26 protein-coding genes are annotated in these 26,977 nt (G+C 67.2%); 10 read left to right on the top strand and 16 right to left on the bottom strand.

Features of this window, described 5'->3' with window-relative positions; all coding sequences use genetic code 11:
- The first annotated feature begins 45 nt into the window (after positions 1-45).
- From AC5RUU_RS04445 to AC5RUU_RS04435, 3 genes are all read left to right on the top strand, one after another.
- Complete coding sequence (locus AC5RUU_RS04445; protein ID WP_493973995.1) at positions 46-1,011, top strand: quinone oxidoreductase family protein; 966 nt, start codon at positions 46-48, stop codon at positions 1,009-1,011.
- Positions 1,012-1,206: 195 nt separating this feature from the next.
- The gene (locus tag AC5RUU_RS04440; protein ID WP_493974024.1) at positions 1,207-5,094 is read left to right on the top strand and encodes a Pls/PosA family non-ribosomal peptide synthetase; all 3,888 of its coding nucleotides are present in this window, start codon (positions 1,207-1,209) and stop codon (positions 5,092-5,094) included.
- Positions 5,095-5,110: 16 nt separating this feature from the next.
- Positions 5,111-6,481 carry a M1 family metallopeptidase gene (locus AC5RUU_RS04435; RefSeq protein WP_493973994.1) on the top strand — a complete coding sequence of 457 codons (1,371 nt, stop codon included), beginning with the start codon at positions 5,111-5,113 and terminating at the stop codon, positions 6,479-6,481.
- Here AC5RUU_RS04435 and AC5RUU_RS04430 read toward each other — a convergent pair.
- The 3 genes from AC5RUU_RS04430 to pheS are packed head-to-tail and all read right to left on the bottom strand — an operon-like array spanning position 6,478 to position 10,831.
- Positions 6,478-7,188 carry a 4'-phosphopantetheinyl transferase family protein gene (locus AC5RUU_RS04430; RefSeq protein ID WP_493973993.1) on the bottom strand — a complete coding sequence of 237 codons (711 nt, stop codon included), beginning with the start codon at positions 7,186-7,188 and terminating at the stop codon, positions 6,478-6,480. The two genes, AC5RUU_RS04435 and AC5RUU_RS04430, sit on opposite strands and share 4 nt — an antisense overlap.
- A gap of 35 nt (positions 7,189-7,223) precedes the next feature.
- Entirely contained in the window at positions 7,224-9,767 is a 2,544-nt protein-coding gene (gene pheT / locus AC5RUU_RS04425; RefSeq protein ID WP_493973992.1) for a phenylalanine--tRNA ligase subunit beta, read from the bottom strand.
- Positions 9,768-9,769: 2 nt separating this feature from the next.
- Positions 9,770-10,831 carry a phenylalanine--tRNA ligase subunit alpha gene (gene pheS, locus AC5RUU_RS04420; RefSeq protein WP_493973991.1) on the bottom strand — a complete coding sequence of 354 codons (1,062 nt, stop codon included), beginning with the start codon at positions 10,829-10,831 and terminating at the stop codon, positions 9,770-9,772.
- Between the two features lie 198 nt (positions 10,832-11,029).
- Here pheS and AC5RUU_RS04415 point away from each other — a divergent pair, with 198 nt between their 5' ends.
- The 3 genes from AC5RUU_RS04415 to AC5RUU_RS04405 are packed head-to-tail and all read left to right on the top strand — an operon-like array spanning position 11,030 to position 13,355.
- Complete coding sequence (locus tag AC5RUU_RS04415; protein WP_493973990.1) at positions 11,030-11,521, top strand: hypothetical protein; 492 nt, start codon at positions 11,030-11,032, stop codon at positions 11,519-11,521.
- Positions 11,518-12,198, top strand: coding sequence for an SIMPL domain-containing protein (locus AC5RUU_RS04410; RefSeq protein ID WP_493973989.1), 681 nt, complete (start codon positions 11,518-11,520; stop codon positions 12,196-12,198). The genes AC5RUU_RS04415 and AC5RUU_RS04410 overlap by 4 nt, the downstream gene beginning before the upstream one ends.
- A gap of 47 nt (positions 12,199-12,245) precedes the next feature.
- Positions 12,246-13,355: an Rv2578c family radical SAM protein gene (locus AC5RUU_RS04405; RefSeq protein WP_493973988.1), complete on the top strand. Its 1,110-nt coding sequence runs from the start codon at positions 12,246-12,248 to the stop codon at positions 13,353-13,355.
- Here AC5RUU_RS04405 and AC5RUU_RS04400 read toward each other — a convergent pair.
- Positions 13,352-13,813 carry a (deoxy)nucleoside triphosphate pyrophosphohydrolase gene (locus AC5RUU_RS04400; protein WP_493973987.1) on the bottom strand — a complete coding sequence of 154 codons (462 nt, stop codon included), beginning with the start codon at positions 13,811-13,813 and terminating at the stop codon, positions 13,352-13,354. The genes AC5RUU_RS04405 and AC5RUU_RS04400 overlap by 4 nt on opposite strands.
- A gap of 160 nt (positions 13,814-13,973) precedes the next feature.
- On the opposite strand from AC5RUU_RS04400, the gene AC5RUU_RS04395 reads away from it, so the two are divergent.
- The gene (locus AC5RUU_RS04395) at positions 13,974-15,182 is read left to right on the top strand and encodes an MFS transporter (protein ID WP_493973986.1); all 1,209 of its coding nucleotides are present in this window, start codon (positions 13,974-13,976) and stop codon (positions 15,180-15,182) included.
- Between the two features lie 297 nt (positions 15,183-15,479).
- Entirely contained in the window at positions 15,480-15,755 is a 276-nt protein-coding gene (locus AC5RUU_RS04390; protein WP_493973985.1) for a GlsB/YeaQ/YmgE family stress response membrane protein, read from the top strand.
- A gap of 98 nt (positions 15,756-15,853) precedes the next feature.
- On the opposite strand, the gene AC5RUU_RS04385 is transcribed toward AC5RUU_RS04390, so the two are convergent.
- From AC5RUU_RS04385 to infC, 4 genes are all read right to left on the bottom strand, one after another.
- A complete protein-coding gene (locus AC5RUU_RS04385; protein WP_493973984.1) occupies positions 15,854-16,762 on the bottom strand; it encodes a TrmH family RNA methyltransferase in 909 nt (302 codons plus the stop codon).
- A 66-nt stretch (positions 16,763-16,828) separates the two neighbouring features.
- Positions 16,829-17,221, bottom strand: a complete 393-nt coding sequence (gene rplT / locus AC5RUU_RS04380; protein ID WP_493973983.1) for a 50S ribosomal protein L20 — start codon at positions 17,219-17,221, stop codon at positions 16,829-16,831.
- Positions 17,222-17,337: 116 nt separating this feature from the next.
- Entirely contained in the window at positions 17,338-17,532 is a 195-nt protein-coding gene (gene rpmI, locus AC5RUU_RS04375) for a 50S ribosomal protein L35 (protein ID WP_009358635.1), read from the bottom strand.
- Between the two features lie 118 nt (positions 17,533-17,650).
- On the bottom strand, positions 17,651-18,670 hold the full coding sequence (infC, locus tag AC5RUU_RS04370; protein ID WP_493973982.1) for a translation initiation factor IF-3: 1,020 nt from the start codon (positions 18,668-18,670) through the stop codon (positions 17,651-17,653).
- 403 nt (positions 18,671-19,073) lie between these two features.
- Between infC and AC5RUU_RS04365 the strand changes: the two genes are divergently transcribed.
- Positions 19,074-19,460, top strand: coding sequence for a DUF1844 domain-containing protein (locus tag AC5RUU_RS04365; RefSeq protein WP_493973981.1), 387 nt, complete (start codon positions 19,074-19,076; stop codon positions 19,458-19,460).
- Positions 19,461-19,555: 95 nt separating this feature from the next.
- On the opposite strand, the gene AC5RUU_RS04360 is transcribed toward AC5RUU_RS04365, so the two are convergent.
- From AC5RUU_RS04360 to AC5RUU_RS04325, 8 genes are all read right to left on the bottom strand, one after another.
- Positions 19,556-20,845: an MFS transporter gene (locus AC5RUU_RS04360; RefSeq protein ID WP_493973980.1), complete on the bottom strand. Its 1,290-nt coding sequence runs from the start codon at positions 20,843-20,845 to the stop codon at positions 19,556-19,558.
- 57 nt (positions 20,846-20,902) lie between these two features.
- A complete protein-coding gene (locus AC5RUU_RS04355; RefSeq protein ID WP_493973979.1) occupies positions 20,903-21,781 on the bottom strand; it encodes an SseB family protein in 879 nt (292 codons plus the stop codon).
- A 27-nt stretch (positions 21,782-21,808) separates the two neighbouring features.
- Positions 21,809-22,555 carry a bifunctional 1-(5-phosphoribosyl)-5-((5-phosphoribosylamino)methylideneamino)imidazole-4-carboxamide isomerase/phosphoribosylanthranilate isomerase PriA gene (gene priA / locus AC5RUU_RS04350; protein ID WP_493973978.1) on the bottom strand — a complete coding sequence of 249 codons (747 nt, stop codon included), beginning with the start codon at positions 22,553-22,555 and terminating at the stop codon, positions 21,809-21,811.
- A 43-nt stretch (positions 22,556-22,598) separates the two neighbouring features.
- Complete coding sequence (locus tag AC5RUU_RS04345; RefSeq protein ID WP_493974025.1) at positions 22,599-22,739, bottom strand: hypothetical protein; 141 nt, start codon at positions 22,737-22,739, stop codon at positions 22,599-22,601.
- Between the two features lie 18 nt (positions 22,740-22,757).
- On the bottom strand, positions 22,758-23,522 hold the full coding sequence (gene hisH, locus AC5RUU_RS04340; protein ID WP_493973977.1) for an imidazole glycerol phosphate synthase subunit HisH: 765 nt from the start codon (positions 23,520-23,522) through the stop codon (positions 22,758-22,760).
- Positions 23,519-24,145 carry an imidazoleglycerol-phosphate dehydratase HisB gene (gene hisB, locus AC5RUU_RS04335; RefSeq protein ID WP_493973976.1) on the bottom strand — a complete coding sequence of 209 codons (627 nt, stop codon included), beginning with the start codon at positions 24,143-24,145 and terminating at the stop codon, positions 23,519-23,521. The genes hisH and hisB overlap by 4 nt, the downstream gene beginning before the upstream one ends.
- 64 nt (positions 24,146-24,209) lie before the next feature.
- Positions 24,210-25,328 (bottom strand): histidinol-phosphate transaminase, encoded by a 1,119-nt coding sequence (locus AC5RUU_RS04330; RefSeq protein WP_493973975.1) that lies wholly within the window; start codon positions 25,326-25,328, stop codon positions 24,210-24,212.
- A gap of 81 nt (positions 25,329-25,409) precedes the next feature.
- Positions 25,410-25,817, bottom strand: coding sequence for a LysM peptidoglycan-binding domain-containing protein (locus AC5RUU_RS04325; RefSeq protein WP_493973974.1), 408 nt, complete (start codon positions 25,815-25,817; stop codon positions 25,410-25,412).
- A gap of 378 nt (positions 25,818-26,195) precedes the next feature.
- Between AC5RUU_RS04325 and lexA the strand changes: the two genes are divergently transcribed.
- A complete protein-coding gene (gene lexA, locus AC5RUU_RS04320; protein ID WP_493973973.1) occupies positions 26,196-26,930 on the top strand; it encodes a transcriptional repressor LexA in 735 nt (244 codons plus the stop codon).
- The last annotated feature ends 47 nt before the right edge of the window (positions 26,931-26,977 follow it).

Genomic DNA, 26,977 nt, shown 5'->3' with positions numbered 1-26,977 from the left:
GCAGCAAGCCGGAGCCGGAAGCGCCGGGTCCGGGAAAGGGGAGCAATGACGCACGCAATCGTCGCACGGCAGGCAGGCGGACCGGAAGTACTCGAGTACGCGAATGTGGAGCGTCCGGTCCCGGGACCCGGCCAGCTGCTGATCAAGGTGGGGGCGGCCGGCGTCAACTTCATCGACACGTATAAGCGCAGTGGGGTGTACCCGGGCCCGTTCCCCTTCACGCCCGGATCCGAAGCCGCGGGCTCGGTGGAAGCAGTAGGCGAAGGAGTCACCGGCTTCACGGTCGGCGACAGGATCGCCACGGCTGAAGGAAACAACTGCTACGCCGATTACGCCGTGGTGGATGAAGACGCGGCGCTGCCGGTACCGGCGGGCGTCGATGACTTCACCGCCGCGGCACTGCCACTGCAGGGCATCACGGCGCACTTCCTGATGAACTCCACGTTCAAGGTGGAGCCGGGGCACACCGTGCTGTTGCACGCGGGCGCCGGCGGCGTGGGATTGCTCCTGACACAGCTGCTCAAGGCCCGCGGGGCAGAAGTCATTACCACCGTCTCCACTGATGAAAAGGAACAGCTTGCCCTCGGGGCCGGTGCAGACCACGTTCTGCGCTATGACGGCTTCGCCGAGCGGGTGAGGGAAATTACCGGCGGCACCGGCGCCGACGTGGTGTACGACGGCGTGGGAAAGGACACTTTTGACGGTTCACTTGCCGCCTTGCGGGTCCGCGGCATGCTGGTCCTCTTCGGCGCTGCCTCCGGCCCTGTACCCCCAATGGATCCACAGCAGCTGAGGCTCGGCGGCTCGCTGTTCCTGACCAGGCCCACCATCGGGCACTACGTACGGGACGCGGCGGAACGGCGCTGGCGCTCGGACGAAATTTTCGCCGCCGCGGCTGACGGCAGCCTGAAGGTCCGGATCGGGGCACGCTACCCGCTGGTCGAGGCGGCCCAGGCCCACCGGGACCTCGAAGGGCGCCGCACCACCGGCAAGGTGCTTCTGGTTCCGTAGGCGGGCGGTCCCCGGTGGCCGGGTGCCGCAATGCGGAGCGGCACACCCTGCCTGAACGGCAGGTGAACCGTGGACGGCACGGGTGCGGTGTCCGGCCGGCCGGTACACCTTCTGTTCACCTGGCACAGGCAAAATGCCCAAGTGACTCAGCAGCAGGTCCCCCTTGAGGATGCCCCTTCCACCTTCGCGCCCCAGATGCCGGGTTCCCTGGCCGCTCCCCCGGCCCGGACATTGATCGACATCCTAGAGGACACTGCCGCCCGCTTCCCTGAGGCTTCTGCCCTGGATGACGGCCATGGCTCCCTCAGCTACGCGCAACTGATGGATGAAGTCCGGGCGGCGGCACTGCGGCTGCACCAGGCAGGGCTTGGTGCAGGCGACAAGATCGGCGTCCGGATTCCGTCCGGGACCAATGAGCTCTACGTTTACATCCTCGCCGTACTCCTTGTGGGAGCGGTGTACGTCCCGGTGGACGCGGACGATCCCGACGAACGTGCCCGGCTGGTCTTCAGTGAAGCCCGGGTGGCCGGCGTGCTGGAAGCCGGGGGCGTGCTCCGCACCCCGGAACCTGCCGCTGCTGCACGCACCGCACCGTTCGCCGGCGCCCGGCCGCCTGCGCCCGACGACGACGCATGGGTTATCTTCACCTCGGGTTCCACCGGCACGCCGAAGGGTGTTGCCGTCAGCCACCGCTCTGCCGCCGCCTTTGTGGACGCCGAGGCAAGGATCTTCCTCCGGGATGAGCCCCTGGGCCCCCAGGACCGGGTCCTGGCCGGGCTTTCGGTGGCGTTCGACGCGTCCTGCGAGGAGATGTGGCTTGCGTGGCGCCACGGGGCATGCCTGGTCCCCGCCCCCCGGGCTCTGGTGCGGACCGGCATGGACCTGGGCCCTTGGCTGATCAACCACGGAATTACCGCCGTCTCCACGGTCCCCACGCTTGCGGCGCTGTGGCCCGCCGAGTCGCTTGAGAACGTCCGCCTGCTGATCTTCGGCGGTGAGGCGTGCCCGCCCGAGCTCGCCGGGCGCCTGGCCGTGGAGGGCCGGGAGGTCTGGAACACCTATGGCCCCACCGAAGCCACCGTGGTGGCATGCGCTGCGCCGCTGGGCGGGCCTGGGCCGGTGCGGATCGGCCTGCCGCTCGACGGCTGGGACCTGGCAGTCGTGGACGGAAACGCCGTGCCAGTGGCCGAAGGCGAAGTGGGTGAGCTGATCATTGGCGGCGTTGGCCTGGCCCGTTACCTTGATCCGGCCAAGGATGCGGAGAAATATGCGCCGATGCCAAGCCTGGGCTGGGAACGGGCCTACCGTTCCGGTGACCTGGTCCGGTTCGAGGAAGCCGGCCTGATCTTCCAGGGCCGGGCCGATGAGCAGGTCAAGCTTGGCGGCCGCAGGATCGAACTGGGCGAGGTGGATGCCGCCCTGCAGTCCCTCCCCCATGTTGCAGGCGCCGCCGCGGCCGTCCGGACAACGGCAGCAGGCAACCAGATCCTGGTGGGCTACCTGGCCCCGGTATCCGGGCAGCACCTGGACCTGGCCGCTGCCAGGGAGCAGCTGGCCGCGAGCCTGCCGTCCGCCCTGGTGCCGCTGCTCTCCGTGGTTGACTCGCTGCCCACCAAAACCAGCGGCAAGGTGGACCGCCATGCCCTCCCCTGGCCCCTTGCCGGCGCCGGAGCCGCGGAGGCTGGCGCCGCACCGCTGAACCTGCCAGATGACGCCGCCTGGATCGTGGAACAGTGGAGCGCGGTCCTGGGCAGCCCCGCGACGTCACTCGACGCCGACTTTTTCGCCTATGGCGGCGGCTCGCTCTCGGCAGCACAGCTGGTGTCCGCCCTGCGGGTGCGTTACCCGACCATCACGGTGGCAGACATCTACGCAACTCCCCGGGTGGGCGCCCTGGTGGAAGCGGCCCGGCTGTCCCTGCCCGAGGGCGGCACCGGACCGGCGCCCGACCGCCTGGTTCGGCCCACCGCCCGGAAGTCCCAGGTTTTCCAGACGCTGATGGGGGCGCCGCTGCACATCCTTGTGGGGATGCGGTGGCTGACCTACCTCATGGCCGCCAACAATGTGCTCGCCGCGCTTGCCGGGTTCACGGCGGCACCTACTGTTTCCTGGTGGTGGGTGGCAACGTCCTGGCTGGTTTTTGTCAGCCCTCCCGGCCGGATGCTGCTCTCCGTGGCCGCTGCCAGGTTCCTGCTGCGGGGTGTCAGGCCGGGCACCTATCCGCGCTCCGGGCGCGTCCATCTGCGCCTCTGGCTGGCTGAGCAGATCCAGGACCTCTCCGGTGCCATCAGCCTGGCCAGCGCGCCCTGGGTCCCTTCCTATGCCAGGGCGCTGGGAGCCAGGATCGGCAGGGACGTCCAGCTCCACTCCTTGCCGCCCGTCACCGGACTGCTGTCCATGGGCAGCGGCGCCAACGTGGAGCCCGAGGTTGACCTTTCGGGCTGGTGGATCGACGGCGACAACGTGCACATCGGAGCCATCCGCATCGGCGCCGGGGTCACGGTGGGAGCCCGCAGCACCCTGATGCCTGGTGCAGCGATCGGCGCCGGTGCGCAGGTGGAAGCCGGCTCCGCTGTGCTGGGCAAGGTCAAGGCGGGCCAGCTGGTGGCCGGTTCCCCTGCGCAGCGGCGCGGCAAGGCAAAGCGTGCCCTGCCGCAAGCGCCTGCCCAGACGCCATTGCAGGCGCGGCTCTGGTTTGCCGGTTTCGCCGCGGCGTCGGCATGCCTCGCGGTTCTTCCGTACCTGTCCGCGGCAACCGCCCTGGGCGTGGCGTTCCTGTTCATCCAGGGCAGTAGGTCGCTGTCCGAAGCTCTTCCCGGCCTGGCACTGGCCATTCCCGCCGCAGCCCTGGCCTGGTTCGTGACCAACGCACTGCTGGTCCTGGCCGCCACCCGGCTCCTGGGCATCGGCCTCACCGAGGGCTACCACCGGGTCCGCAGCCGGGTGGGGTGGCAGGTCTGGGCTACCGAGCGCGTCCTGGACCTTGCCCGGGACCTGCTGTTCCCCATTTATGCGAGCCTGTTCACGCCCGTGTGGCTGCGCCTGCTGGGCGCGAAAATCGGCAGGAACGTGGAAGCGTCCACGGTGCTGCTCATCCCCAAAATGACCACGGTGGGCGAGGGTGCCTTCCTGGCGGACGACACCATGGTGGCCTCGTACGAGCTTGACGGCGGCTGGCTGCGTGTGGCGCCGGCCAAGATCGGCAAACGCTCCTTCCTGGGCAACTCGGGTATGACCGCTGCCGGCCGGAGCGTGCCCAAGAACTCCCTGGTGGCGGTCCTTTCTGCTACCCCGGCCAAGGCGAAGTCCGGCACATCGTGGCTGGGCAGCCCCCCGGTCCGGCTGCGCCGGACGGCCATCGCCTCTGATGACACCCGTACCTACCAGCCGCCACTCCGGTTAAAGGTTGCCCGCGCGCTGTGGGAGGCAGGCAGGTTTGTGCCCGTGGCACTCTCGGTGGCGATTGCCGGCGGCATCATGCTGGCCTTTGACCAACTCGCCACGTTGTTCAACTACGGTGCAGCCGCCCTCCTCAGCGGGGTGGTCATGCTGCTGGCCGGCGCCGCGGCAGCCGGCGCATCGGTACTCGCCAAGTGGTTGCTGGTCGGCCGGATCCGGGCAGGCGAGCACCCGCTGTGGAGTTCCTTCATCTGGCGCAATGAGTTGGTGGACACCTTCATCGAAATGGTCAGCGCGCCGTGGTTTGCCCGCGCTGCCACTGGCACGCCTGCACTGGTCTGGTGGCTGCGCGCCCTGGGCGCCAAAATCGGCGCCGGCGCCTGGTGCGAGAGCTACTGGCTGCCGGAGGCGGACCTGGTGACTTTGGGCCGGAACGCCACCGTCAACCGTGGCTGCGTGGTACAGACGCACCTCTTCCACGACCGGGTGATGAGCATGGACGCTGTTACGCTCGAGGACGGGGCAACGATGGGCCCGCACGGGGTGATCCTTCCGCAGGCCGCTATTGGAGCCGGTGGCACGGTGGGCCCGGCATCCCTGGTGATGCGCGGCGAAACGGTGCCTGCCGGGACCTACTGGATGGGCAACCCCGTGAGCCCGTGGAGAGGGCCCGCCCAGCTTTGAACGACCAAAGGTATTGATGAGTTTTCCAGCAGAAGCGGGCGAAGGCGTCCCGGCAGCCACGCTCGCAGCCCCGGACCCCTACCTGCCCGGGGCCGGCAGCAACGCGTACCGGGTTGAGCGCTACGAGCTGGAGCTTGACTACAAGGTCAGCAGCAACCGGCTCAGCGGCAGGGTGGTGCTGTACGGCGTCGCCCAGGCACCGGCGTCGGCCATCGTCCTGGACCTGGCGGACAACCTGCGCGCCGCCAAGGTGCAGCTGGACGGGCGGAATGCGGGGCGTTTCAGCCAGCGCGCCGGGCAGCTGGTGGTGGTTGCGCAGGCCGCCCTCCGGCCCGGGCAGCGCTTCACGCTGGATATCCGGTACGGGGGCAACCCGGCGCCGCGGCGCGGACTCTGGGGTGAGGTGGGCTGGGAGGAGCTGTCCGACGGTGTCCTGGTGGCGGGGCAGCCCAACGGCGCGCCGTCCTGGTTCCCCTGCAACGACCACCCCCGGGACAAGGCCAGCTACCGGTTCACCGTCACCACGGATACGAATTACCGGGCGGTCTGCAATGGCGTTTTGCAGTCCCGCACCATCCGCTCCAGCCGGGAGACCTGGGTCTACGAGCAGGCCGAGCCCATGGCCACCTACCTTGCCACGGTGCAGATCGGCCGGTACGGGCTGTTCGAGCTGGAAACGGGGCGGCAGGCCGGCGCGGTGCCGCAGCACGTGGCTGTTTCCCCGGCCCTTGCCGACCGGGCGCGGGCGGGGTTGGCCCTGCAGCCGGCCATGATGCGGACGTTCATCAGTTGCTTCGGCCCCTACCCGTTTCCCGGGTACACGGTGGTGGTGACGGAGGACGAGCTGGAAATCCCCCTGGAGGCCCAGGGCCTGTCCATCATGGGGCCCAACCACCTGGACCAGGACTGGGAGTCGCAGCGGCTGATTGCCCACGAGCTCTCGCATCAGTGGTTCGGAAACTCCCTGACGGCCGCATCGTGGCAGGACATCTGGCTGCACGAGGGCTTTGCCTGCTACGCGGAATGGATCTGGTCCGAGGAAGCGGGAGTCATGACCGTGGCCGCCCGCGCCGAGGCCGCTTGGCGCCGGCTGAAGGCGGACGCGCAGGACATCCTGGTGGGCGATCCCGGTCCGGAGCACATGTTCGATGACCGCGTCTATAAGCGGGGGGCGATGGCCGTGCATGCGGTCCGGGTGGCGTGCGGTGACCTCGCGTTCTTCGCCCTGCTGCAGGAATGGGCCGCCGACCACCGGCACGGCTCGGTCAGCACGCACGACTTCATGCTCGCCGTCAACAGGGCTACAGCTGTGGACGCAGAGTTGCTGCTGCATCCGTGGCTCTACGAGGAAGCACTACCGCCCCTGCCGCTGGGAAAGGCCACCTAGGAGAGGCAGCGTAGGAGAGGCCACCTGGTGGGGCCCACGTGGGCGGACAGCGCGACGGCGGCCGCCAGGCGGGCGGGCAGGCCGGTCTCGGCTGGGGCCAGGTCCCGGACCTCCTCACGCGCCAGCACGTCCAGTGCGGACGGTGCAGTGCGCAGCCCGTCCCCGGTCATCTTGAGCCAGGCTTCCTTGCGGACCCACAGGCGGGCCCGTTCAACCAGCAGCGCGTCGCCGGAAAAGCGCTGCAGCGCCAGCACCTCGGCAGGCGTGAGCGCAAGCCCCGCGAAGCCATTGAAGCCAGTCCGCGCTGGATCCTCCACGTCCACTCCCAACCGGAGCCCCGGCGCCGCGCCAACCACGGCTGCCAGCAGCGTCCATCCGGCTGCCCGGGAGGCGCTGAGCGCCAGCCGCGCCGGCCGGCCGTCGAGCAGGTAGCCCGGGCGGCCGTGGCCGACATCCGGTCCGCTGCCGCAGGCAGGGCAACTGTAGCTGGCGGCCAGGCGTGTGGCGGGCACGGACAGGAGACGGGCCACGAACAGCCGCTGCTCCAGGCGCCCGGCGAGGAACAGGTCGCGCGCCTCGGGAGCCATGGCCCGTGCCCTGTCCAGTTCGGAGCCATCCAGGATGTTCCCCGCGTCGCGGCGGACCCGTTCCAACTCCCCCGGCACTGCAAAGGGCGGGACGGCACGCACCACAAGCTGTGATGTCATGCCGCCCGCCCAGGAAAACGCCGTCCGGACTGCCGCTAGCGCTGGACTGCCCCGAACCGTTCACTGGCGAGGGCCACGGCGCTTTCACGCGCGGCCGATGCCTCGTCGGCTGTCAGTGTCCGGTCCGCGGCGCGGAAGCGCAGCCCGAAAGCCAGCGACTTCTTGCCGTCCTCTATGCCCTTGCCCGCGTAGACGTCGAAGAGTGCAACGTCCTCCAGCAGTTCACCGGCGCCCTCACGGAGCGCGGCCAGCACGTCATCCGCAGGAACATCGGCGGGAACCACGAGCGCCACATCCTGGGTGGCCACCGGGAACGGGGAGATGTGGCGGGCCACAATCACGTCCGGTGCGGCCTCGAACAGCGCGTCGGCGTTGATTTCGAGGGCCACGGACCGCGCGGGCATGTCCGCGGCAGCAAGCAGCTTGGGGTGCAGTTCGCCCGCGTAGCCCACCACTTCACCGGTCCGCAGCGACAGCCGCGCGGCCCGGCCAGGGTGGAACGCCTGGTGGCTTCCCTGCGCCACCACCAGTTCAACACCCAGCACGTCGCCGGCGAGGCGGGCTATGTCCAGCGCGTCCGCCCAGTCCCATACCCGGGGGGCGTGGGCTGCGGCGGCCGGCGAATCGTGGCCGGTCAGGACTGCGGCGACGTGGAACGGCTGGGCAGGGACGCCGTCGTACAGCGCATCCAGCACCTCGTCGGCGGGCTTGGCACCCAGCGGCGGGATGGAGGCCGTGCCCACGGTTTCTCCAGGCAGGAACACCAGCCCGGACTCGAAGAGCGCGAGGTCGCGGAAGCCGCGCGAATGGTTGCGCTTTGCCACCTCGATCAGTCCCGGCAGGATAGAGGTGCGAAGGAAGCCCTGCTCCTCGCTGATGGGGTTGGCCAGCTTAACGGCCGCACGGGCGGCACCCTCCTCTGCCGCCCCGAAGGTGTCATTGGCTGCCTTGGAGACGAACGGGTAGGACAGCACTTCGGTGAGCCCGGCGTCCGCCAGCGCCTGGACCAGGCGGCGGCGCTGCTGCTGCACGCGGGTCAGGCCCCGGCCCGGAGGTGCCACGGGCAAGGTGGCGGGGATCTTGTCGTAGCCCACCAGCCGGGCGATTTCCTCTGAAAGGTCTTCCTTGGTCTCCAGATCGTTGCGCCAGCTCGGGGCGGTGACGGTCCAGCCGCCGTCGTTCTTGACCACTGCCGCGCCCAGGTCCTCCAGGGACGTGACGATCTGCTCCTCGGTGAAGTCGATGCCGATCCGCGCGGCAGCGAAGGCCGCGGGCAGCTCGATGGTGACGGTGTCCGGGGCGGTGCCCACGTCCGTGCCCGTCGCATCGGCAGTGCCGCCTGCCAGCTCCACCAGGAGGTCCACCACGCGCTGCGCAGCAACCCCGGCCACCTGCCAGTCGACGCCGCGCTCGAACCGCTTGGACGCTTCGGACGGCAGCCTGTGCCGGCGCCGCGACCGGGCGATGGAAACCTCGTCAAAGTGCGCCGCCTCCACGAGGATGTTCGTCGTCGAACCGCCCACCTCGGTTGCCGCCCCGCCCATGACGCCGGCAATGCCGATGGCGCCGGAGTCGTCCGTGATGAGCAGGTCCTCGGCGTCGAGCGTGCGTTCCTTGTCATCCAGGGTGGTGATCTTCTCACCGGCGGCGGCGCGCCGCACTACGATGTCGCCGGTCAGCTTGTCCAGGTCATAGCAGTGCGTGGGCTGGCCCAGCTCGAGCATGACGTAGTTGGAGATGTCCACCGGCAGTGAGATGGACCGGATGCCGGCAAGCCGCAGCCGGGACACCATCCATGGCGGGGTGGGGCGGGTGGCATCCACGCCGCGGACGGTGCGTGCCACAAAGCGGTCGCAGCCGGGCTTGCCGTAGATGGGCGCGTCGTCGTTCAGCTTGACGCCATAGCCGCCGGAAACCTCAGCCGGGACCTGCACCCTGGCGGCGGGGTCCGTGAAGGCGGTGCCGGTGGCGTGCGCGTATTCGCGGGCAACGCCCCGGATGGAGAAGGCATAGCCACGGTCCGGGGTGACGTTGATTTCGGCAGCCTGGTCGTAGAGGCCCAGGAGCTCCATGGCGTCAGTGCCCACCTCCGGGTCCAGACCGATGCGGGACAGCACCAGGATGCCGTCGTGGTCATCGCCGATGCCCAGTTCCCGCACGGAGGCGATCATGCCGGCGGAAAGGTGGCCGTAGGTTTTGCGGGCGGAAATCTGGAAGTTGCCGGGCAGCACGGCGCCTGGAAGGGTGACCACCACCTTGTCGCCTTCCACGAAGTTGTGCGCGCCGCAGATGATGCCCTGCACGCCGGATGGGTCGATGCCCTTGCCGGTGAGCGTCTGCTCCTGCCCTTCGGGGACAACCCGGACCTGGCACCAGTTAATGGTCTTGCCGTTGGTCTGCGGTTCCTTGACCAGGCTCAGGACCTGGCCCACCACGATGGGGCCCTGCAGGGCGTCCGTGGGACGGTGCACGTCCTCTTCTTCGAAACCGACCTTGACCAGCTCGGCCATGACGTCTTCGGCCGTTGCTCCGGCCGGTACTTCTGCGAATTCACGCAGCCAGGAAAGTGGGATACGCACTGTTAGATCTCCATCCCGAAGTGCTCGCTGAAACGTACATCGCCTTCGATCATGTCGCGCATGTCGCCCACCTCATTGCGGAACATGAGGGTCCGTTCGATGCCCATGCCGAAGGCAAAACCTGAATAGACGTCCGGGTCTATTCCCGCGGCGCGGAGCACGTTGGGGTTGACCATGCCACAGCCGCCCCATTCGATCCAGCGCGGGCCGCCCTTGGCGCCCGGGTGGAAGATGTCCAGCTCTGCGGACGGCTCGGTGAAGGGGAAGTAGTTGGGACGCAGGCGGATCTGGGCCTCGTCGCCGAACATCTGGCGGGCGAAGTGCTCCAGGGTGCCGCGGAGGTCCGCCATGCTGAGGTTCCTGTCGATTGCCAGGCCCTCGAACTGGTGGAACACCGGGGTGTGCGTGGCATCCAGTTCGTCCGTGCGGAAGACCTTGCCCGGGCAGAGCACGTAGATGGGCACCTCGCGCTCCAGCATGGAGCGCACCTGCACGGGGGAGGTATGAGTGCGCATCAGCAGGTGGGCTTCCGGGGGCTCCACGAAGAACGTGTCCTGCATTTCACGGGCCGGGTGGTCCGGCTTGAAGTTCAATGCGTCGAAGTTGAACCATTCGGATTCCACTTCGGGGCCCTCGGCGATTTCCCAGCCCATGCCCACGAAGATGTCCGCCACGCGGTCCTGGAGGGTGGACAGCGGGTGCCGGGCACCGGCGCGACGGCGGCGGGGAGCTGCCGTGACGTCAACGGTCTCCTCAAGGAGGATCCGCGCGTCGTTTTCCGCCTCAAGCACAGCCGTGCGGTCGGCGAGCGCCTTGTTGACCCGGCCGCGGGACGCGCCCATCAGTTTGCCGGCGAGCGCCTTCTGGTCTTTCGGCAGCCTGCCGATTTCACGGTTGGCAAGGCTGAGCGGGGACTTCTCCCCGGTGTGCGCGAGCCTCACCGCCTTCAGCTCGTCAAGGGTGGCCGCACCGGCAATGGCGGTGATGGCCTGGTCTACAGCGGCGTTGATGGCGGCTTCATCCGTGGGGTTCGGTGCAGCGGCGCCCGGCAAAGTTTCAGTCATCTACTGTTCTTAGCTACGAGTCGTGGCTGCCGGTGAGCGGGGCACCCTGCTCGGTCTCCCGGCGGCGCTTCCGTCACTGGCAGGTCATGGATGAATGAACTCAAATTCAGCTCATTCAATGACCAGGTCAGGGCCCACCGGCAAAACCGGCGGCCACTGCCCTCCAGTCTAATTGAACCCTCCGGCTACCATGGCCTCATGACACTGCGGCGGAGCCCCGGATCCCTGCCACCGCTGACCGCTGCCCAGCGGCTCCGGCGGGCAGCGAACCTGGCCAATGGCAGCACCGTTCTGGGACTTGCGGTTGCCGTCGCGGCACGCACGCGCCTGGCCGCGGGGCCGCGCGGACTGGTCCTGGCCGGCGGGTACGGCTGGCGTTTACCGTTCGCCCGGGCCTTTGCCCTCGGAAACGTGGTGCTGTGCCGCGGTCCGGCCGAGGAACTGCTGTCCATGCCCGCATTGCTGGGCCACGAGGAAAGGCATTGCACGCAGTATGCCTGGTGCTGCGGGATGCCTTTCCTTCCGCTGTATCTTCTGGCAGCGGGCTGGTCCTTCCTTCGGACCGGGAATCCGGGAACGGCGAATGTCTTCGAGCGGCATGCGGGCCTCGCGGCCGGAGGGTACCCTTCCCGCACGCCCACCCCGGCCGGTTTGGGCAGGACCGCGGGTTATCCGGAAGCAGCGGCGTGACGGTGGGCACCGCGGGCAGCCTGGAACAGAACGGCCCTGCCGGTACTGTCACGGTAACAGGGACCGGATGGGCGGAAGCCGTCCCGGACCTGATGCTCGTTTCCCTCGGCGTGGAGTCCCGCGCGTCGTCCGTCGACGCCGCCTATTCCGCTGCCGGCGCCGCCCTGGCCTCGGTTACGGAGGTCTTCCGCGCCCATGGCATTGCCGCGGCGGACACGCGGACAACAGGCCTGACCGTGCGGGCGGACCTTGTGTGGCGCGAAGGCGGAGGCCAGCAGGTGACAGGTTATGTTGCAGCAAGCACCTTGGCTGTCCGACTGCGCGACCCTGCGCCCGCGTCCGGCCTCATCGCACAGGCTGTCCACGCCGGCGGCAATGATGTGCGGCTCAACAACGTCCAGCTCACCCTTGCCGACGACTCCGAAGTGAGAGAGCGTGCGCGGGCTGCCGCCTGGGAGGACGCCCTGCGTGCCGCGCGACAGTTCGCCGGCCTGGCGTCCGCCGTCCTGGGGCCGGTGGTGTCCGTAACCGAGCACGGCCCCGGGCAGGGACCGGTCCCGCTGGCGGGCCTCCAGCGGGCAAGCGCGGTGGAGAGTGTTGGCATTGAGCCGGGGGAAACCCGGGTGGAAACGGCGGTGACTGTGGTCTGGGAACTGGCCAAGGCACCCGCCACCTGATCAGTCCCCGCCTTGACATCCATTCGAACATGTTTTCGAATTGACGTATGAGATGGGACGCGCAAGCACTGGTGCCGGCACCCGCCGACGAAACCGGCGGGCCCCTTCCCGCGCTCCTTCCGCTCGCCGGCCTGGTCCGCTCGGTGACTACCCCCGATTTCGCCGGCATCACCTTCCACGAGGTCACCGCAAAATCGGTGCTCAACCGGGTTCCCGCCGGTTCGCGCATGCCGTTTGAGTGGACTGTGAACCCTTACCGGGGCTGCAGCCACGCATGCGTCTACTGCTTCGCGCGGAAGAGCCATACCTACCTGGATTTCGACGCCGGCCTGGACTTCGACAGCCAGGTGGTGGTCAAGGTGAACGCGGCGGAGATCCTCCGCAAGGAGTTGGCAAAAACATCGTGGACCCGGCAGCAGGTGGCACTGGGCACCAATACGGACCCTTACCAGCGTGCCGAGGGGCGGTACCGGCTGATGCCTGGCATCATCGCCGCGCTTGCCGATTCCGGCACTCCCCTGTCCATCCTCACCAAGGGCACACTGCTGGCGCGCGACGTTCCACTGCTGAAAAGTGCGGCCACGCAGGTTCCGGTGGGGATCGGAATATCGCTGGCCATGACCAACGAAGCCCTGTCCGAAGCCGTCGAACCGGGCACCCCGGGGCCCCGGGCACGGCTGAAGCTGGTGACCCGGCTCCGTGAGGCCGGCCTGCCCTGCGGAGTGATGGCCATGCCTATCCTTCCGTGGCTTTCGGACAGCGATGAGGCACTGGACGCGCTCTTCGCCTCGCTGGCTGCGGCCGGCGCCACAGGGGTGACCGCCGGAGCCCTGTACCTGAAACCGGGGACCCGGGAATGGTTCCTGAAGTGGCTTGCAGCCCACCATCCGGAGCTTGTGGGCCGCTACCGCCGCCTCTACGAATCCGGATCCTACGCGTCCAAGGAGTACCGCGCCTGGCTTGCCGGAAAGGTCCGCTACTTCAAGGCCCGGCACGGCTTCACACATTCCTCGGGATTCAGCCACCGGGACCTGGACGATCCCCGCGGCGAGGAAGCTGAGTACCCTGCCGGCATCATTCCGGAGGCTTCGGCCGGCAGCGATGTGCCCGGACCTGTGCGGACCGGCGGACAAGCAGGGCAGCCAACCCTTTTCTAGCTTCGCGGGCTGGCCGCGGGTCCCCCTGCAGGCACGGACACCGTTTCCAGCAGCGCCCGGACAATCGGGAAGTCTGCAGGAATCCATGGCAGGCCCAGGACCGTGCTGGGATCGGCAAGCGGCACCCAGCGAAGTTCATCATGGTCCTCCAGCGGCCGTGGCTCGCCGCGGGTGACCTCCGCGAACCAGACCCTCATGGCGGCCCGTTCGTTCAACGGCCAGCCGTCGGCACCGGCAGCAGAAAGTTCCGGGCCCAGCCGGACCCCGACCCCCAGTTCCTCGAACAACTCCCGGACCAGTGCTGCCTCCGGGTCCTCGCCGGGCTCCACCTTGCCGCCGGGGAATTCCCACATCCCGGCAAGTTTCTCCGGTGCGCTCCGCCGCGCCGCCAGCAGCCTGGCCGGTTCCGCCAGGCTGTCGACGATGGCTCCGCCCACTACCCGTATCAGTTCAGTCACCGCCTCATTCTAGGGGGACAATGGGAGCACCGGCCCCCTTCGCCCGGGATGGGGAATACCACTGCCCCGTCCGGGGTTTCCGCATACGGATCCGGTCCGTCCCGCCCCGCCGCCGTGGCAGCAGTCGTCCCGTCAGCACCCCTCGTCGAAAAGCAGGCATATGAGCAGCGCCCTCTCCACGTCCACGGCAGCCCCCCGCACGTCCCCCAACCTGGCAATGGCCATCATTGCCCTTGCGATGGGCGGAGTGGGTATCGGCGTCACCGAGTTCACCATGATGGGCCTGCTGAAAGAAGTGGAACAGGGCCTTGGCATCACCACCCCCGAGGCCGGACACCTCATTTCCGCGTACGCCCTGGGTGTGGTGGTGGGCGCGCCGCTGCTTGCCGCGGTGGGTGCCCGGCTCCCCCGCAAGCATCTTGCGCTCGGCCTGATGCTGTTCTTCACTCTGGCCAACCTGACCTCATTCATGGCGCCGGATTACGGCACCATGCTGGTGTCCCGTTTTGCTGCCGGACTGCCCCATGGTGCGTTTTTTGGTGTGGCTGCGGTCATCGCCGCTTCCCTGGTTCCGCCCACGCGGCGCGGCTGGGCAATATCCATGGTGATGGCGGGGCTGAGCATTTCCAACGTCGTTGGCGTACCGTTCGCCACCTGGCTGGGCCAGGCCTACGGCTGGCGGCTGCTCTTTGTCCTGGTGGGGTTCCTCGGGCTGTTGACACTGGCCCTGGTGTGGCGGTTCGTCCCCTTCCAGGCGGCGCATCCTGATGCGAGCATCATGCGGGAGCTCGGTGCGCTCAAACGCCTGCAGGTATGGCTGGCAATCCTGATCGGCGTCGTCGGGTTTGGTGGGTTCTTCGCGACATACACGTACATTGCGCACACCATGACCATGGTGGCCGGGATCCCGTCGTCGTTGATTCCCCTGGTGGTGGCCCTTTACGGCCTGGGCATGGTGGCCGGCAACATCGTAGGTGGCCGGATCGCCGACAAGTCGGTCATGGGGACCCTCTACACGGTCCTGCCCGGCATAGCAGCGGCGCTGGTGGTCTACGCGGTGGCGGCGCACTGGCCCTGGTCGGCCTTCGCCATGGTGTTCGTGGTGGGTGCTTCCGGGTCCATGCTGATCCCCGCGCTCCAGACCAGGCTGCTGGATGCCTCCCCTGATGCCCCTTCGCTGGCATCGTCGCTGAACCACGCCGCGCTTAACGTCGCCAATGCCTTGGGTGCCTTCCTCGGCGGGCTGGTTATTGCGTTGGGCTGGGGCTATGTGGCGCCGGCGCTGGTTGGTGCCGTCCTCGCCATCCTGGGGCTCGGCGTCGCCGTCGTCAGCGGCATCCTGGAAGGCAGGAAGCCGCTGGCCGCCTGATCCCTGTGTCCCTCAGCAGGAAAGCCATCAATCCCGGGGCGGCGGTAGTCGGGCCGGCGGAAAGAGGTGCAACAACTGCCCTGGTTCCGCCACCCGCAGCCACCATTGCCCCCGTTCAAGGTCACGGAACGGTCGATTTGGGGATCCCGGACCTTGGTTCCGCCCGCCAATACGTCCGCGCCGCGGCCACCAGAATGCACTGGTGGCGGCCTGTAAAGCCTGCTGACATTAAGGGGCCGTTATGTTAGCTTGAGGCTCATCGGGACGATTAAATCCCGGTAAACATAAGGAGGAGACATGGGTTTTCTTGCTTGGATTATTCTCGGCCTCATCGTAGGTGCCATCGTCAAGGCGGTCATGCCCGGACGCGTCGGCGGCGGTTGGGTCACCAGCCTGGTATTGGGCGTGGTGGGCGCAATCGTTGGCGGCTGGATCGGCAGCCTCTTGTTCAACCGGGGCGATCTGGCCTTCTTTGACCTCGGCACCTGGATTCTCGCTATTGTCGGCGGCCTGGTTGTTGCCGGCATCTACGCAGCCATCACCGGACGCGGAAAAGCCACCCGCGCACCCTGATGTGTCCTGGCAACTGAATTTCATCGGCACCAAGGGCCCCGGACAGTCCGGGGCCTTTATTCGTGCCCGTGCTCCCGGCCTTGCAGCATCCAGCAGGATCAGGTGGCGACTGCAGCCCCCTGCTGCGAACGCGCACTCGCGTACAAGCACACCGTTGCGGCGGTACCCAGGTTTAGGCTTTCCGCGGCTCCGTAAACCGGGACCGCAACCCGGTGGTCCGCCAGCGCCAGCTCGTCCGTCGAGAGCCCCTGCGCCTCGTTGCCGAACAGCCAGGCTGTGGGGGCAGCAAGGTCGTAGGCCGATTCCGGCCCGGCACCCGTGAGCCTTCGCCTGGCATTCTCGTCCTGCAGCGCGTCCAGGTTCAAGGTACCGTAGCCGTCCGCTGCCAGGATTCCGATTCCACGGGCCTTGCAGGCCGCAACAAGTCCGGCAGCATCAGCCCCCAGCACCACCGGAAGGTGGAACAGGGAACCGGCTGTGGACCGGACGGCCTTGGGATTGTAGATGTCCACGCTGGAAGCAGTGAGGACCACGGCGTCGGCGCCAGCCGAGTCCGCCGCCCTCAGGACTGTTCCGGCATTGCCCGGGTCCCGGACCTGGCAAAGCACGGCAATCAGGCGGGGTCCGGCGTCGAGCACTTCTTCAAGCGGCACGTCGAGGAAGCGGCAGACTGCAATGATTCCCTGGGGGTTGACAGTGTCCGCCATGGCGGCCAGGACCTCGTCCGTGGCAAGCCGGGCATTCGTCCCTTCCGCCAGCTCCTCGAATTCGGGATAGCGGTCCAGGCAGGCCTCGCTGGCGAAGACTTCACTGACCACGCCGGGGGCTCCTGCGGCGAGGCGTTCCCGATGGAGTTTCAAGGCCTCCCGCACGGCCTGGGGCCCCTCCGCGAGGAAGTGCCCGCGCTTTAAACGGCCCGGGCGCCCGGCAAGCTTCGCCACGTCCCTGACCCGATCAGCTCGGGGATTGGACAGTGCGGAATCTTGCGGGCGCCCGGTTTTGTTCATAGAAGAACTCTAGTGGCTGGTGCCACCCGTTCCTGAACTGCCCCCTATCAGGGGGAAAGCCACGTGCTACTTGGCAGCAACAACTTTCCTGGCGGAAGTGTCGGCCGGCAGGGAGTCCTTGGCGACCTGGACCAGCGCAGCGAAAGCGTTGGCGTCGGAGACGGCCAGCTCTGCGAGCATGCGGCGGTCGACCTCAACTTCAGCAGCCTTCAGGCCCTGGATGAGGCGGTTGTAGGTCAGGCCGTTGGCGCGGGAGGCAGCGTTGATGCGCTGGATCCAGAGGCGGCGGAAGTCGCCCTTCTTCTTCTTGCGGTCGCCGTAGCTGTACACAAACGAGTGCAGCAGCTGTTCTTTGGCCTTGCGGTACAGGCGCGAACGCTGTCCGCGGTAGCCCTTTGCCCGTTCAAGAACAACCCGGCGCTTCTTGTGGGCGTTGACCGCCCTCTTCACACGTGCCACGTGCGTACTCCTTCAAAATCTGATCCCAAGCGTCTACTGCCGGATTTCCGGCGGCCTGAGAAGGCGTGTTTAACAGGTGGCCGGCACCAGCCGGTGCCAACCAAAGAACTTGGAAACTAGATGCCGAGCATCTTGCGGATGACCTTGGCGTCGCCCTTGAAGACGATCTTGTCGCCGGCAAGGCGGCGGGTCAGCCGGCTCGACTTGTGCTCGAGGTAGTGGCGGCGGTTGGCCTGCTGGCGGCGCAGCTTGCCGCTGCCGGTCAGCTTGAAGCGCTTCTTAGCACCGCTGTGGGTCTTCATCTTCGGCATGGGAACCGATCTCCTTACGTTTCCGCAGGCTGTGCCTGCAGCTCTATCGCGCAGCCGCCCCAAAGGGCGGCGTGCTGGTTGCTGACTGCCGGCGGGATGAACCTCCGGCAGCTGTGAACTAAGTGGTCTTCTTGCCGGCCGGCTTGGGCACTGCCTTGGGAGCAGGGCGGGCAGCAGGCTTCGGCGCTGCAGGCCGGGCCACCGGCTTAGGCGGCGCAGGAACAGCTGCCGGCTTGGGCGCCGCAGCCGCCGGTGCAGCCTCGGGCTTCTCCGTTGCCGCCGGCTTCGCAGCCGGCGCGGCAGCCTTCGGAGCATTCTGCTTCGGAGCCTCCTGCTTGGGGGCTTCCTGCTTCGGAGCCTCCTGCTCGGGAGCCTCCTGCTTCGGAGCCTCCTGCTCGGGAGCCTCCTGCTTGGGAGCCTCAGCTGCCTTCGCGGGTGCTTCGGCTTCCGCAGGCTCGACGGCGGGCGCCGGCGTCTGCTCGGGAGCCTCGGCGGGTGCTTCCCCTTCTGCCGAGACCTTGAAGCCTTCAGGCAGCAGGTCGCCCAGTGACTGCGTCATGGGCACCTGGTCGCTGCCGGAAACATCGATCCGGCCGGCAGCCTTAGCTTCGTTCTGTGCCTTCGCCTCGGCACGCTGCGTCGCACGGCGGGCTTCAGCCTTGGCTTCGGCCTTGTTCTTCAGCGGGCCGACCACCATGACCATGTTTCGGCCGTCGATGCGGGGGCTGGACTCGACCACACCCACCTCAGCGACGTCGTCCGCAAAGCGCTGGAGCAGGCGGATGCCCATCTCCGGGCGCTGCTGCTCACGGCCGCGGAACTGGATCATGGCCTTAACCTTGTCCCCGGCGCCGAGGAAGCGCAGTGCGTGTCCGCGCTTGGTCTCGTAGTCGTGGGTATCGATCTTCAGGCGGAAACGGATTTCCTTCAGAACGGTGTTGGTCTGGTTCTTCCGGGCTTCACGTGCCTTGACTGCGGCCTCGTACTTGTACTTGCCGAAGTCCATCAGCTTGCACACCGGAGGCTTCGCCTGAGGTGCAACTTCAACGAGATCAAGGTCGGACTCGGCAGCCAGACGCAGGGCATCCTCTATACGGACGATGCCTACCTGTTCACCTGCAGGGCCGACCAGCCGCACCTCGGGGACGCGGATACGCTCATTGATTCTTGGCTCGCTAATGTTAAAGCTCCTGTTTTTGTTGTGGAATCCGGCAAATAGAGAAGGCCCCCAATCGCCGGAGCAATCGAAGGCCTCTGAGCGGTTGGGACATGCAGGCCCGTAACAGGACTGCACGCAGGTTTCCGGCCAATGCCGGTGCCATGCCCAACCAGGTACCCGGCAACCTTGCGTTCCGGAAGCATTCAGGAAGAATGTTCGGAACAACGGCTGACGCGGGTGGGAGAGAACTCCGCTTGCGAACTGCATGCCATTCTACAGAAAAAATTCCCGTCAACGCCGGGAAGCGCTGCTGGGAACCTTGATCGTTGGAACAATCTCTGAAAATAACGACATCCAGTTGGTCTGTGTCAAGCTTACCAGTATGAGCATGCCAGACAGTAATTCATACGTTTTCGACTCCGCGGACGCCGGCGCGGACGTCTCCCAGGAGATCCGCGATATCTCCGAGGTACCGGCCATCGAGGTCATTACTACGGCCGCCGTGCACCTCATGAGCGCCGCCGCCGTCAAGCTGGGCCTTGCCGCAGAGGACAACGCCGAGGACCTGAAGGACCTGGACGAGGCGCGGAAGCTGATTACTGCGCTGGCAGGCCTGGTGACCGCTGCTGCACCGGAGATCGGTTCGCAGCACGCAGGGCCCTTGCGTGACGGCTTGCGGTCGCTCCAGCTTGCTTTCCGTGAAGAGTCCCTCATCCCTGATGCCCCGGGCAAGGGTCCGGGCGAGAAATACACCGGGGCCGTCAACTAGGGCTGCCCCCCTCCCCCGCAACCAGCGACGGCGGGCCGGCCTAGGAAAGGTCGGCCCGCCGTCGGAATTTAAGGCCCGTCCCGCCGAGTGGCAGCTCAGACAGCGACTTTCCGGCGGCGGAGCTGGAGAACCAGGCCCACCAGGCAAAGCACCACGCCAGCCACTCCCACGGACACGAACCCGCCCGCGGAACCCATCACGTCGATGAACACCCCGGCGAGCGGCGAACCCAGTGCGATGCCCGCGGTGAGGGCCGAGCCGTACCAGCCCATGGCCTCGCCGCGGCGCTCCTCGGAGACCAGGTCCGCCACTTTCTCGGACGCTGCGGACAACACCGGCGCACACAGCAGTCCGGGCAGGACCGAAAGCAGGGCCAGCGTCCAGGTGTCGGAGGCGAACCCCATCGGGATGGTCAGGGCAGCCATGCCGAGCAGCAGGAGGATCGGCGGCACCGGACGGTGCATGGCGCCGTATACCAGCCCTCCCACCACTGAGGCGGCACACCAGAACAGGAAGACGATGCCGATTTCGCTTTGCCGGCCGCCTGTTTCCAGGGCCGCAACGATGCCGACGTCGGTGCCGCTCAGGACCATCCCGGCGCCGGCGGCCACTGCGAAGAGTGCGGCCACGGTTGCCGTGAACCAGGCGAAATTGCGGCTGACTTTGCTGCGCAGGCCCGGCGGTGCCGCGGAGCCGGCCGCCCCCAGCCCGGCGGCGGCCTCCTGCAGGTGGGCGGGGGCGGCGGACACCACGGCGGTCTGGGCTGCGTGGCGCTGGCCGGCTACGCCCTCCGGTCCCTGTTCAGGACTGCGCGTGGGCGGATTGAACCAGATAAGGAAGAGCCCGGCCAGTGACGTGGCCAGGCCCACCACCGTCAGGCCCGCCATGGTGAAGCCGCTGGTTGCCACCACGGCGCCCACGGCCGGGCCGATCATGAACACCATTTCGGTGGTGATCGCATCGAGTGCATAGGCGGTACGACGCTGGTCGCCATCGGCCAGTACACCGAGGGATTGGCGCACCACGCTGAAGATGGGAAGGGTCAGCAGGCCGCCGACGAACACCAGCGGAAGGAGCCACTGGTAGGACACGTGCGGAACGACGGACCAGATCACGGCCTCGGAAACGACCGAGGGGATCAGGGCCCTCCGCAGCCCGGCGGTATCAACCCGCCGGCCGCGCCAGGGGGCGCCCAGTGCCATGCCGATGGTCATGACGGCTGCTGCGGCTCCGGCGGCGGCGTACCCTTGCCCAAGCGTCAGGACGATGTGGAGCGTCAGCAGCACTCCGGCAGCCGAGTGGGGAATACGGGCAATCATGCCCACGAGGAGCAGCCGACGGATGGGCCGGATGGCCAGCAGCTCCCGGTAGAGGGCGAAATTCACGAGGTGATCCTTACGTCTGCCGCAGCGGAACGGGGGATCACCCCGCCTGGCTGCCGGCTATTGTGCTGCGCGCCGCAACTTAATCTCGATTGAGTCGACCCGCTCCCCAAACAATACATTCCGTGCCCACTCGGCCTGGAGTCCGGCCACGAGCTGCTGGACGCCGGCTGCGTCCAGGCCGTCTTCGAGGTAGAGCACAACCTGCAGCTCGGGTCCCGCTCCACCGCCCGGAATGGTTGTTCCATCTGCGGCCAGGGCAGCCACTCCCCTGCCGGGCAGAAGTTCGAGGTGCCGGACAGCGGGAAAACCCCCGGCTGCCCGGCCCATTTCCGCGGCGAGCTCCCCGTCCGTGTACGAGGGGATCCAGTCATGCTGCTGCGCGAGGGCCCAGACGGCGGGCCGGCGAACCACGAAGGTAACCTCGGCTCCGGGGTCCAGGACCAGGAGTTCAGCGCCTTCGGCTACGGCGGAGAGGGCCGCACGGGCCGCATACACGGCTACCGGCCGGGCGTCCGGATGCCAGGCGGAAAGCGCCGTGGCGGACGTGAACGCAGGCATGGCGGTCCTGCCGTCCGCGGCTCTGAGGGTGACCAGGGCCATGTCCGCCTGCTTGTCGGCCTGCAGGCCATGGGCCGACTCCTCCTCGGCAAGCTGGGCCACGATGGGGATGAAGACCCGTGCGGTGGCAAGGGAGGCGACGACGGACGCTTCATCGCCTGTACCTGCCCGGAGCGCCGCCACCGCGGCGAGGTACCCGGCGTCGGCCGTTCCGTCGTCGTCCTCGAAGTTGTGGATCCTGGCGTCGTCACCGGCGAGGCTGCGGCCGGCCCACGGCCGTCCGGCCGAATCCGCGGCTCCGCCGGCCCCTGCCAGCGCGGCCGCAATATGCCCCGGCAGTTGGCGTGGTGGGGGTGTGCCTGGTTGATCGCTGGCCATGCCGCGGCTGCTTCCCGTCCCGTGCGCCTAGCGGCGGCCGGCGACGTCGAGGGCTTCAGGCAGCGTGAAGGCGCCCGCGTAGAGCGCCTTGCCCACAATGGCGCCTTCAACGCCGAGGGGAACCAGGGAGCGCAGGACCTTCAGATCGTCCAGGCTGGAGATGCCGCCGGAAGCCACCACGGGCTTCCCCGTCTTTTCCACCATCTGGCGCAGGAGTTCAACGTTCGGCCCCTGCAGCGTGCCGTCCTTGGTGACGTCCGTGACGACGTACCGGGAGCAGCCTGCCTCCTCAAGGCGGCCAAGGACCTCCCAGAGGTCCCCGCCTTCCTTGGTCCAGCCGCGGCCCGCCAGGGTGGTTCCGCGGACGTCAAGGCCGACGGCGATCTTGTCGCCGAAGCGTTCAATGACCCGCCGTGTCCACTCGGGATTCTCCAACGCGGCGGTGCCCAGGTTGACGCGGGCAACACCCAGGCCAAGGGCGGCCTCAAGGGTTTCGTCGTCGCGCAGCCCGCCGGACAGTTCCACCTTGATATCCAGCCGGCCCACCACTTCCCGGAGGAGTTCGGCGTTTGATCCGCGTCCGAAGGCGGCGTCCAAATCCACCAGGTGCACCCATTCCGCGCCCTGCTGCTGCCAGTTCGTGGCAGCCTCCAGCGGGGTGCCGTAGCTCGTCTCGCTGCCCGCTTCCCCCTGGACCAGCCGGACGGCCTGCCCGTTCACGACGTCAACGGCGGGCAGCAGTTCAAGAACCGGCAGATCGTTTGCGGTGGTCATGTTCATCCTCAGTGTTGGGAACGGGAAATAGCTGGGAGGCCGGTCAGCTGCCCGGCAGCGTCAGCAGGTAGGCGGCAAGCAGGGACATGCCCGCCAGGACATAGAACGAGATTTGGGTCCACAGCGGCTTCTGCTGCTGCCGGAAGGACAGGGCGCCGCCCACCAAAAGTCCGGCAAGCCCCATCAGGACAATGGACCACATCTAGGCGTCGCCGCCGGCCGGATCTGCCTGGCTGCCGGAAACCGGTTCGGCAGCCGGCCGGTGCAGCGCATCCACCCAGTTTCGCAGCAGGCGCGCGCCGGCGTCCCCGGATTTTTCGGGGTGGAACTGTGTGGCGCAGAGCGGGCCATTTTCGACCGCCGCGATGAACGGGGCACCATGTTCGGACCAGGTGACCAACGGCGGCGCCATGCGCGGCTGGATGACGTCGAAGTTCCACTCCTGAACGCCGTAGGAGTGCACGAAGTAGAAACGCTCGTTCTCGACGCCGGCGAATAGCTTTGACCCCTCCGGCACCTTCACGGTGTTCCAGCCCATGTGCGGCACAACGTCGGCCGGCAGGAGCTCCACTTTTCCGGGCCATTCCCCGATGCCTTCAGCTTCGGTGCCGTGTTCGACTCCTGCCTCGAAAAGCACCTGGAGGCCGACGCAGATCCCCAGGACGGGCCGGCCGCCGGCAACGCGCCGGCCGATGAGGCGGATGCCATCGACGGCCTTGAGCTCACGCATGACCGTTTCGAAGGCGCCGACACCCGGAACCACCAGGCCGTCGGCGTTCAGGACATCCTCTGGCTTTGCGCTGAGGATGACCTCGGCGCCTGCCCGTTCCAGGGCGCGCACGGCTGAGCGCACGTTCCCCGAACCGTAGTCGAGCACCGTAACGGTGGGCTTTCCCTCCGGCGAAGGCAGCTTCCGGGTAGCGGACGGATCGATAATGGCGCCGTCTTTCAGGACCTGGCCGCTCACAGCGCGCCCTTGGTGGACGGGATGCCTTCCACACGGGGATCCGGTTCCACGGCGGCGCGCAGGGCGCGGGCGAACGCCTTGAACTGGGCTTCCACGATGTGGTGCGGGTCCCGGCCGGCAATGACGTTCATGTGCAGGCAGATGCCGGCGTGCAGCGTGATGGCTTCGAAAACGTGTCGGGTCAGGGAGCCTGTGAAGTGGCCGCCGATCAGGTGGTACTCCTGGCCGGCGGGCTCGCCGCCGTGCACCAGGTAGGGCCTGCCTGACACGTCCACGACGGCGTGGGCCAGCGCTTCGTCCAGGGGAACGGTGGCTTCACCGAACCGGCGGATCCCGGCTTTGTTCCCCAGGGCGGTGCGCAGCACCTCACCGAACGTGATGGCGACGTCCTCCACGGTGTGGTGGACATCGATATGGATGTCACCGGTAGCCTTCACCGTCATGTCGATGAGCGAGTGCTTGCATAGCGCCGTGAGCATGTGGTCGTAGAAGGGCACGGACGTGTCGATGTCCGAGATGCCGGTACCGTCAAGGTTGATCTCCACGAGCACGGAGGACTCACTGGTGGCACGCTCCATGCGCGCAGTCCGGGCCGCAGCCGTGTTCGATCCGGTGGAACTCATGGTCTGGTGTCCTTTTTGAGCGGGAAGGAGTGTTTCAAAGGCGTTCAGCGCCGGTAGTCCAAGTCTAGGCGGGAAGCGCGGCCTGGCTGGCAAGGATGCTTTCCAGGGCCGTGAGGAATGCTGTGGTTTCGGTCTCAGTGCCTGCTGTGACACGAAGGTGCCCGGGGATTCCGACATCGCGGATCAGCACGCCCGCGTCCAGCAGTTCCTGCCAGACCTGGTGCGGGTTCTCCAGTCCGCCGAAGAAAACGAAGTTGGAGTCCGAGGCCGCCGGTTTGAGGCCCATCCGCGTCAATTCGGAGACTATGCGGTCGCGCTGACCCTTGATGTCCTCAACGTCGGCCATGAGGGCGTCACGGTGCTGCAGGGCGGCCAGGGCGGTGGCTTGCGTGACGGCAGACAGGTGGTACGGAAGGCGGACCAGGCGGAGGGCATCCGTAACTTCCGGGGCAGCCGCCATGTAGCCGAGACGGGCCCCGGCAAGGGCGAAGGCCTTGCTCATGGTGCGGGAAACAATCAGCCGTTCCCTGCCCGGCAGGAGGGTCAGTGCACTCGGCGTGCCGTCATGGGCAAACTCGTGGTAGGCCTCGTCAACAATTACGATGGTCTGGCTTTCTGCCCCGGCCTCGTAGACGGCTTCCACCACGTCCAGCCCCAGGCCAGTGCCCGTAGGGTTATTGGGCGAGCAGAGGAAGACGATATTGGGCTGCAGCTCCTTCACCTGGCGGGCGGCGGATTCGGCACTCAGCCCGTAGCCGTCAGCGCGTTCACCTTTGATGTATTCGGTATCCGTGCCGCTTGCGAGCAGCGGGTACATGGAATACGTGGGCGGGAAACCCAGGGCTGTGCGGCCGGGACCACCGAAAGCCTGGAGGATCTGCTGAAGCACCTCGTTGGAACCGTTGGCGGCCCACAGGTTGGACTCGTCCAGTCCGTGACCGAGGTACTCCGCCAACGCTTTGCGCAGCTCGGTGAACTCCCGGTCCGGGTACCGGTTGAGACCGGTGGCGGCCTCAGCCACTGCCGCCGTGATGGCCGCCCGCACGTCAGCCGGCACTCCGTGGGAGTTCTCGTTGACATTTAGAAGGATGGGAACGTCCAGCTGGGGCGCCCCGTAGGGGGTCAGCCCGCGGAGGTTGCTGCGGAGGGGAAGCCGGTTCAGACGCTCTAGCTGGTCATTCACCTGAACAGTTTAGTGGCCGTTCCGGGGACCGGAAAATGTGACAGACCGCGTCCGCGGCGGGCATGCACACCAGCTTCGGGCCTAGTGGGTGGGAACGAACAGCTGCTGGCCGGGCAAAACAGCCCCTGCGGAAAGGTTGTTCAGCTGGACGATATCGGCAACAACATCGCGGGCGTCGCGCTCGGGCGCGACAGCACCGGCAATGGCCCACAGGGATTCCCCAGGCTGGACAGTCACGGTGACAGTGGGGGTAACGGCGAGATCCTCCGGTGCATCCGATGCCTTGGCCGGCGAGTTGAAAAAGCCTGTCAGGGACAGCAGCAGGGCCGCCAACAGCATGAGCGGGATCCCGATCAGGACGATTTTCCCCCGCCGGGTCAGGCGCAACGGCGGCAGGGGCGCCGGACTGCCCGGGGTCTCCGGCCGGCCCTGCCGCGGCGCCTGCCGGACATGCGGAACCTTGGCCTGAGAAGCGGATATAGCTGACATGTCTGAGCCCTCCTGGACCGTACCGTGCTGCTGAACCGAAGTGTGGCGGCCTCAACCGAAGCGACCTGCGTAAACCGAAGCGAGGTGCTGTTCGTGCCTCACCCTGCCACCCACCACTGACATTCCGGTTTCGTATTCGAATACCGCAGTTCGCAGTAGAACACTTGTTCGAATGTTGCGCTCTTAGTTTTAGCACCTATCAACGAATATTGTCGAGACTCGCTAGAACAAATGTTTGAAAAAGCAAGGTGGCTGGCCTAGCTTTGAAACAAGAAAAGAACCACCCCTGAAGTTGACCAGCAGGGTCTGACAATGAGGGCGAGTCACGCAGTCCGGAGCCGTTGAAAGCCCGGTGGCAACCGAAAGGCATTGGCGAATATGGCAGCAGCAGCCACCGGGGGCAGGGCAACCCCGCAGCCGAAGAGGACCGCCAAGGGCCTGACTCCGCGGCAGAAAAAAATCCTCGAAACGATCCAGCGCTCAGTCAACGACAACGGCTACCCGCCGTCCATGCGCGAAATCGGCGACACCGTGGGGCTTGCCAGCCTGTCCAGCGTTACGCACCAGCTCTCGCAGCTGGAAAAGCTGGGCTATCTGCGGCGGGACCCGAAGCGTCCCCGCGCCATGGAGGTGCTCACGCCACTTACCCTGGACGGCGGGGCGGCGACCACAGCCGGCCACCCACCGGTTTCCCTGGCCCGCGAAGGTGCCACGGTGACCGAGCTGCCCACCGCCGTCGACACCGCCATGGTGCCACTGGTGGGCCGGATCGCCGCCGGCGGTCCCATCCTGGCAGACCAGCTGGTGGAGGACGTCATGCCGCTTCCCAGGCAGCTGGTGGGACAAGGCGAGCTGTTCATGCTCAAGGTGGCGGGTGATTCCATGGTGGACGCCGCCATATGCGACGGCGACTGGGTGGTGGTCCGGCGCCAGGCGGATGCCGCAAATGGCGATATTGTGGCAGCACTCCTCGACGATGAGGCCACGGTGAAGACCTTCCGCCAGCGTGATGGCCATACCTGGCTGCTCCCGCAGAACACGCAGTACGAACCAATACTTGGGGATCACGCCACCATCATGGGCAAAGTGGTCTCGGTCCTGCGCTCGCTCTAGGAGAATCAGGGCGCGTACAGCAACGCTTCGAAAAAGACGGCACCTTC

The sequence above is a fragment of the Arthrobacter sp. K4-10C genome (genome assembly GCF_059090085.1).
The sequence above is the reverse complement of the archived record's forward strand: the minus strand, read 5'-3'. Positions and strand labels throughout refer to the sequence as shown.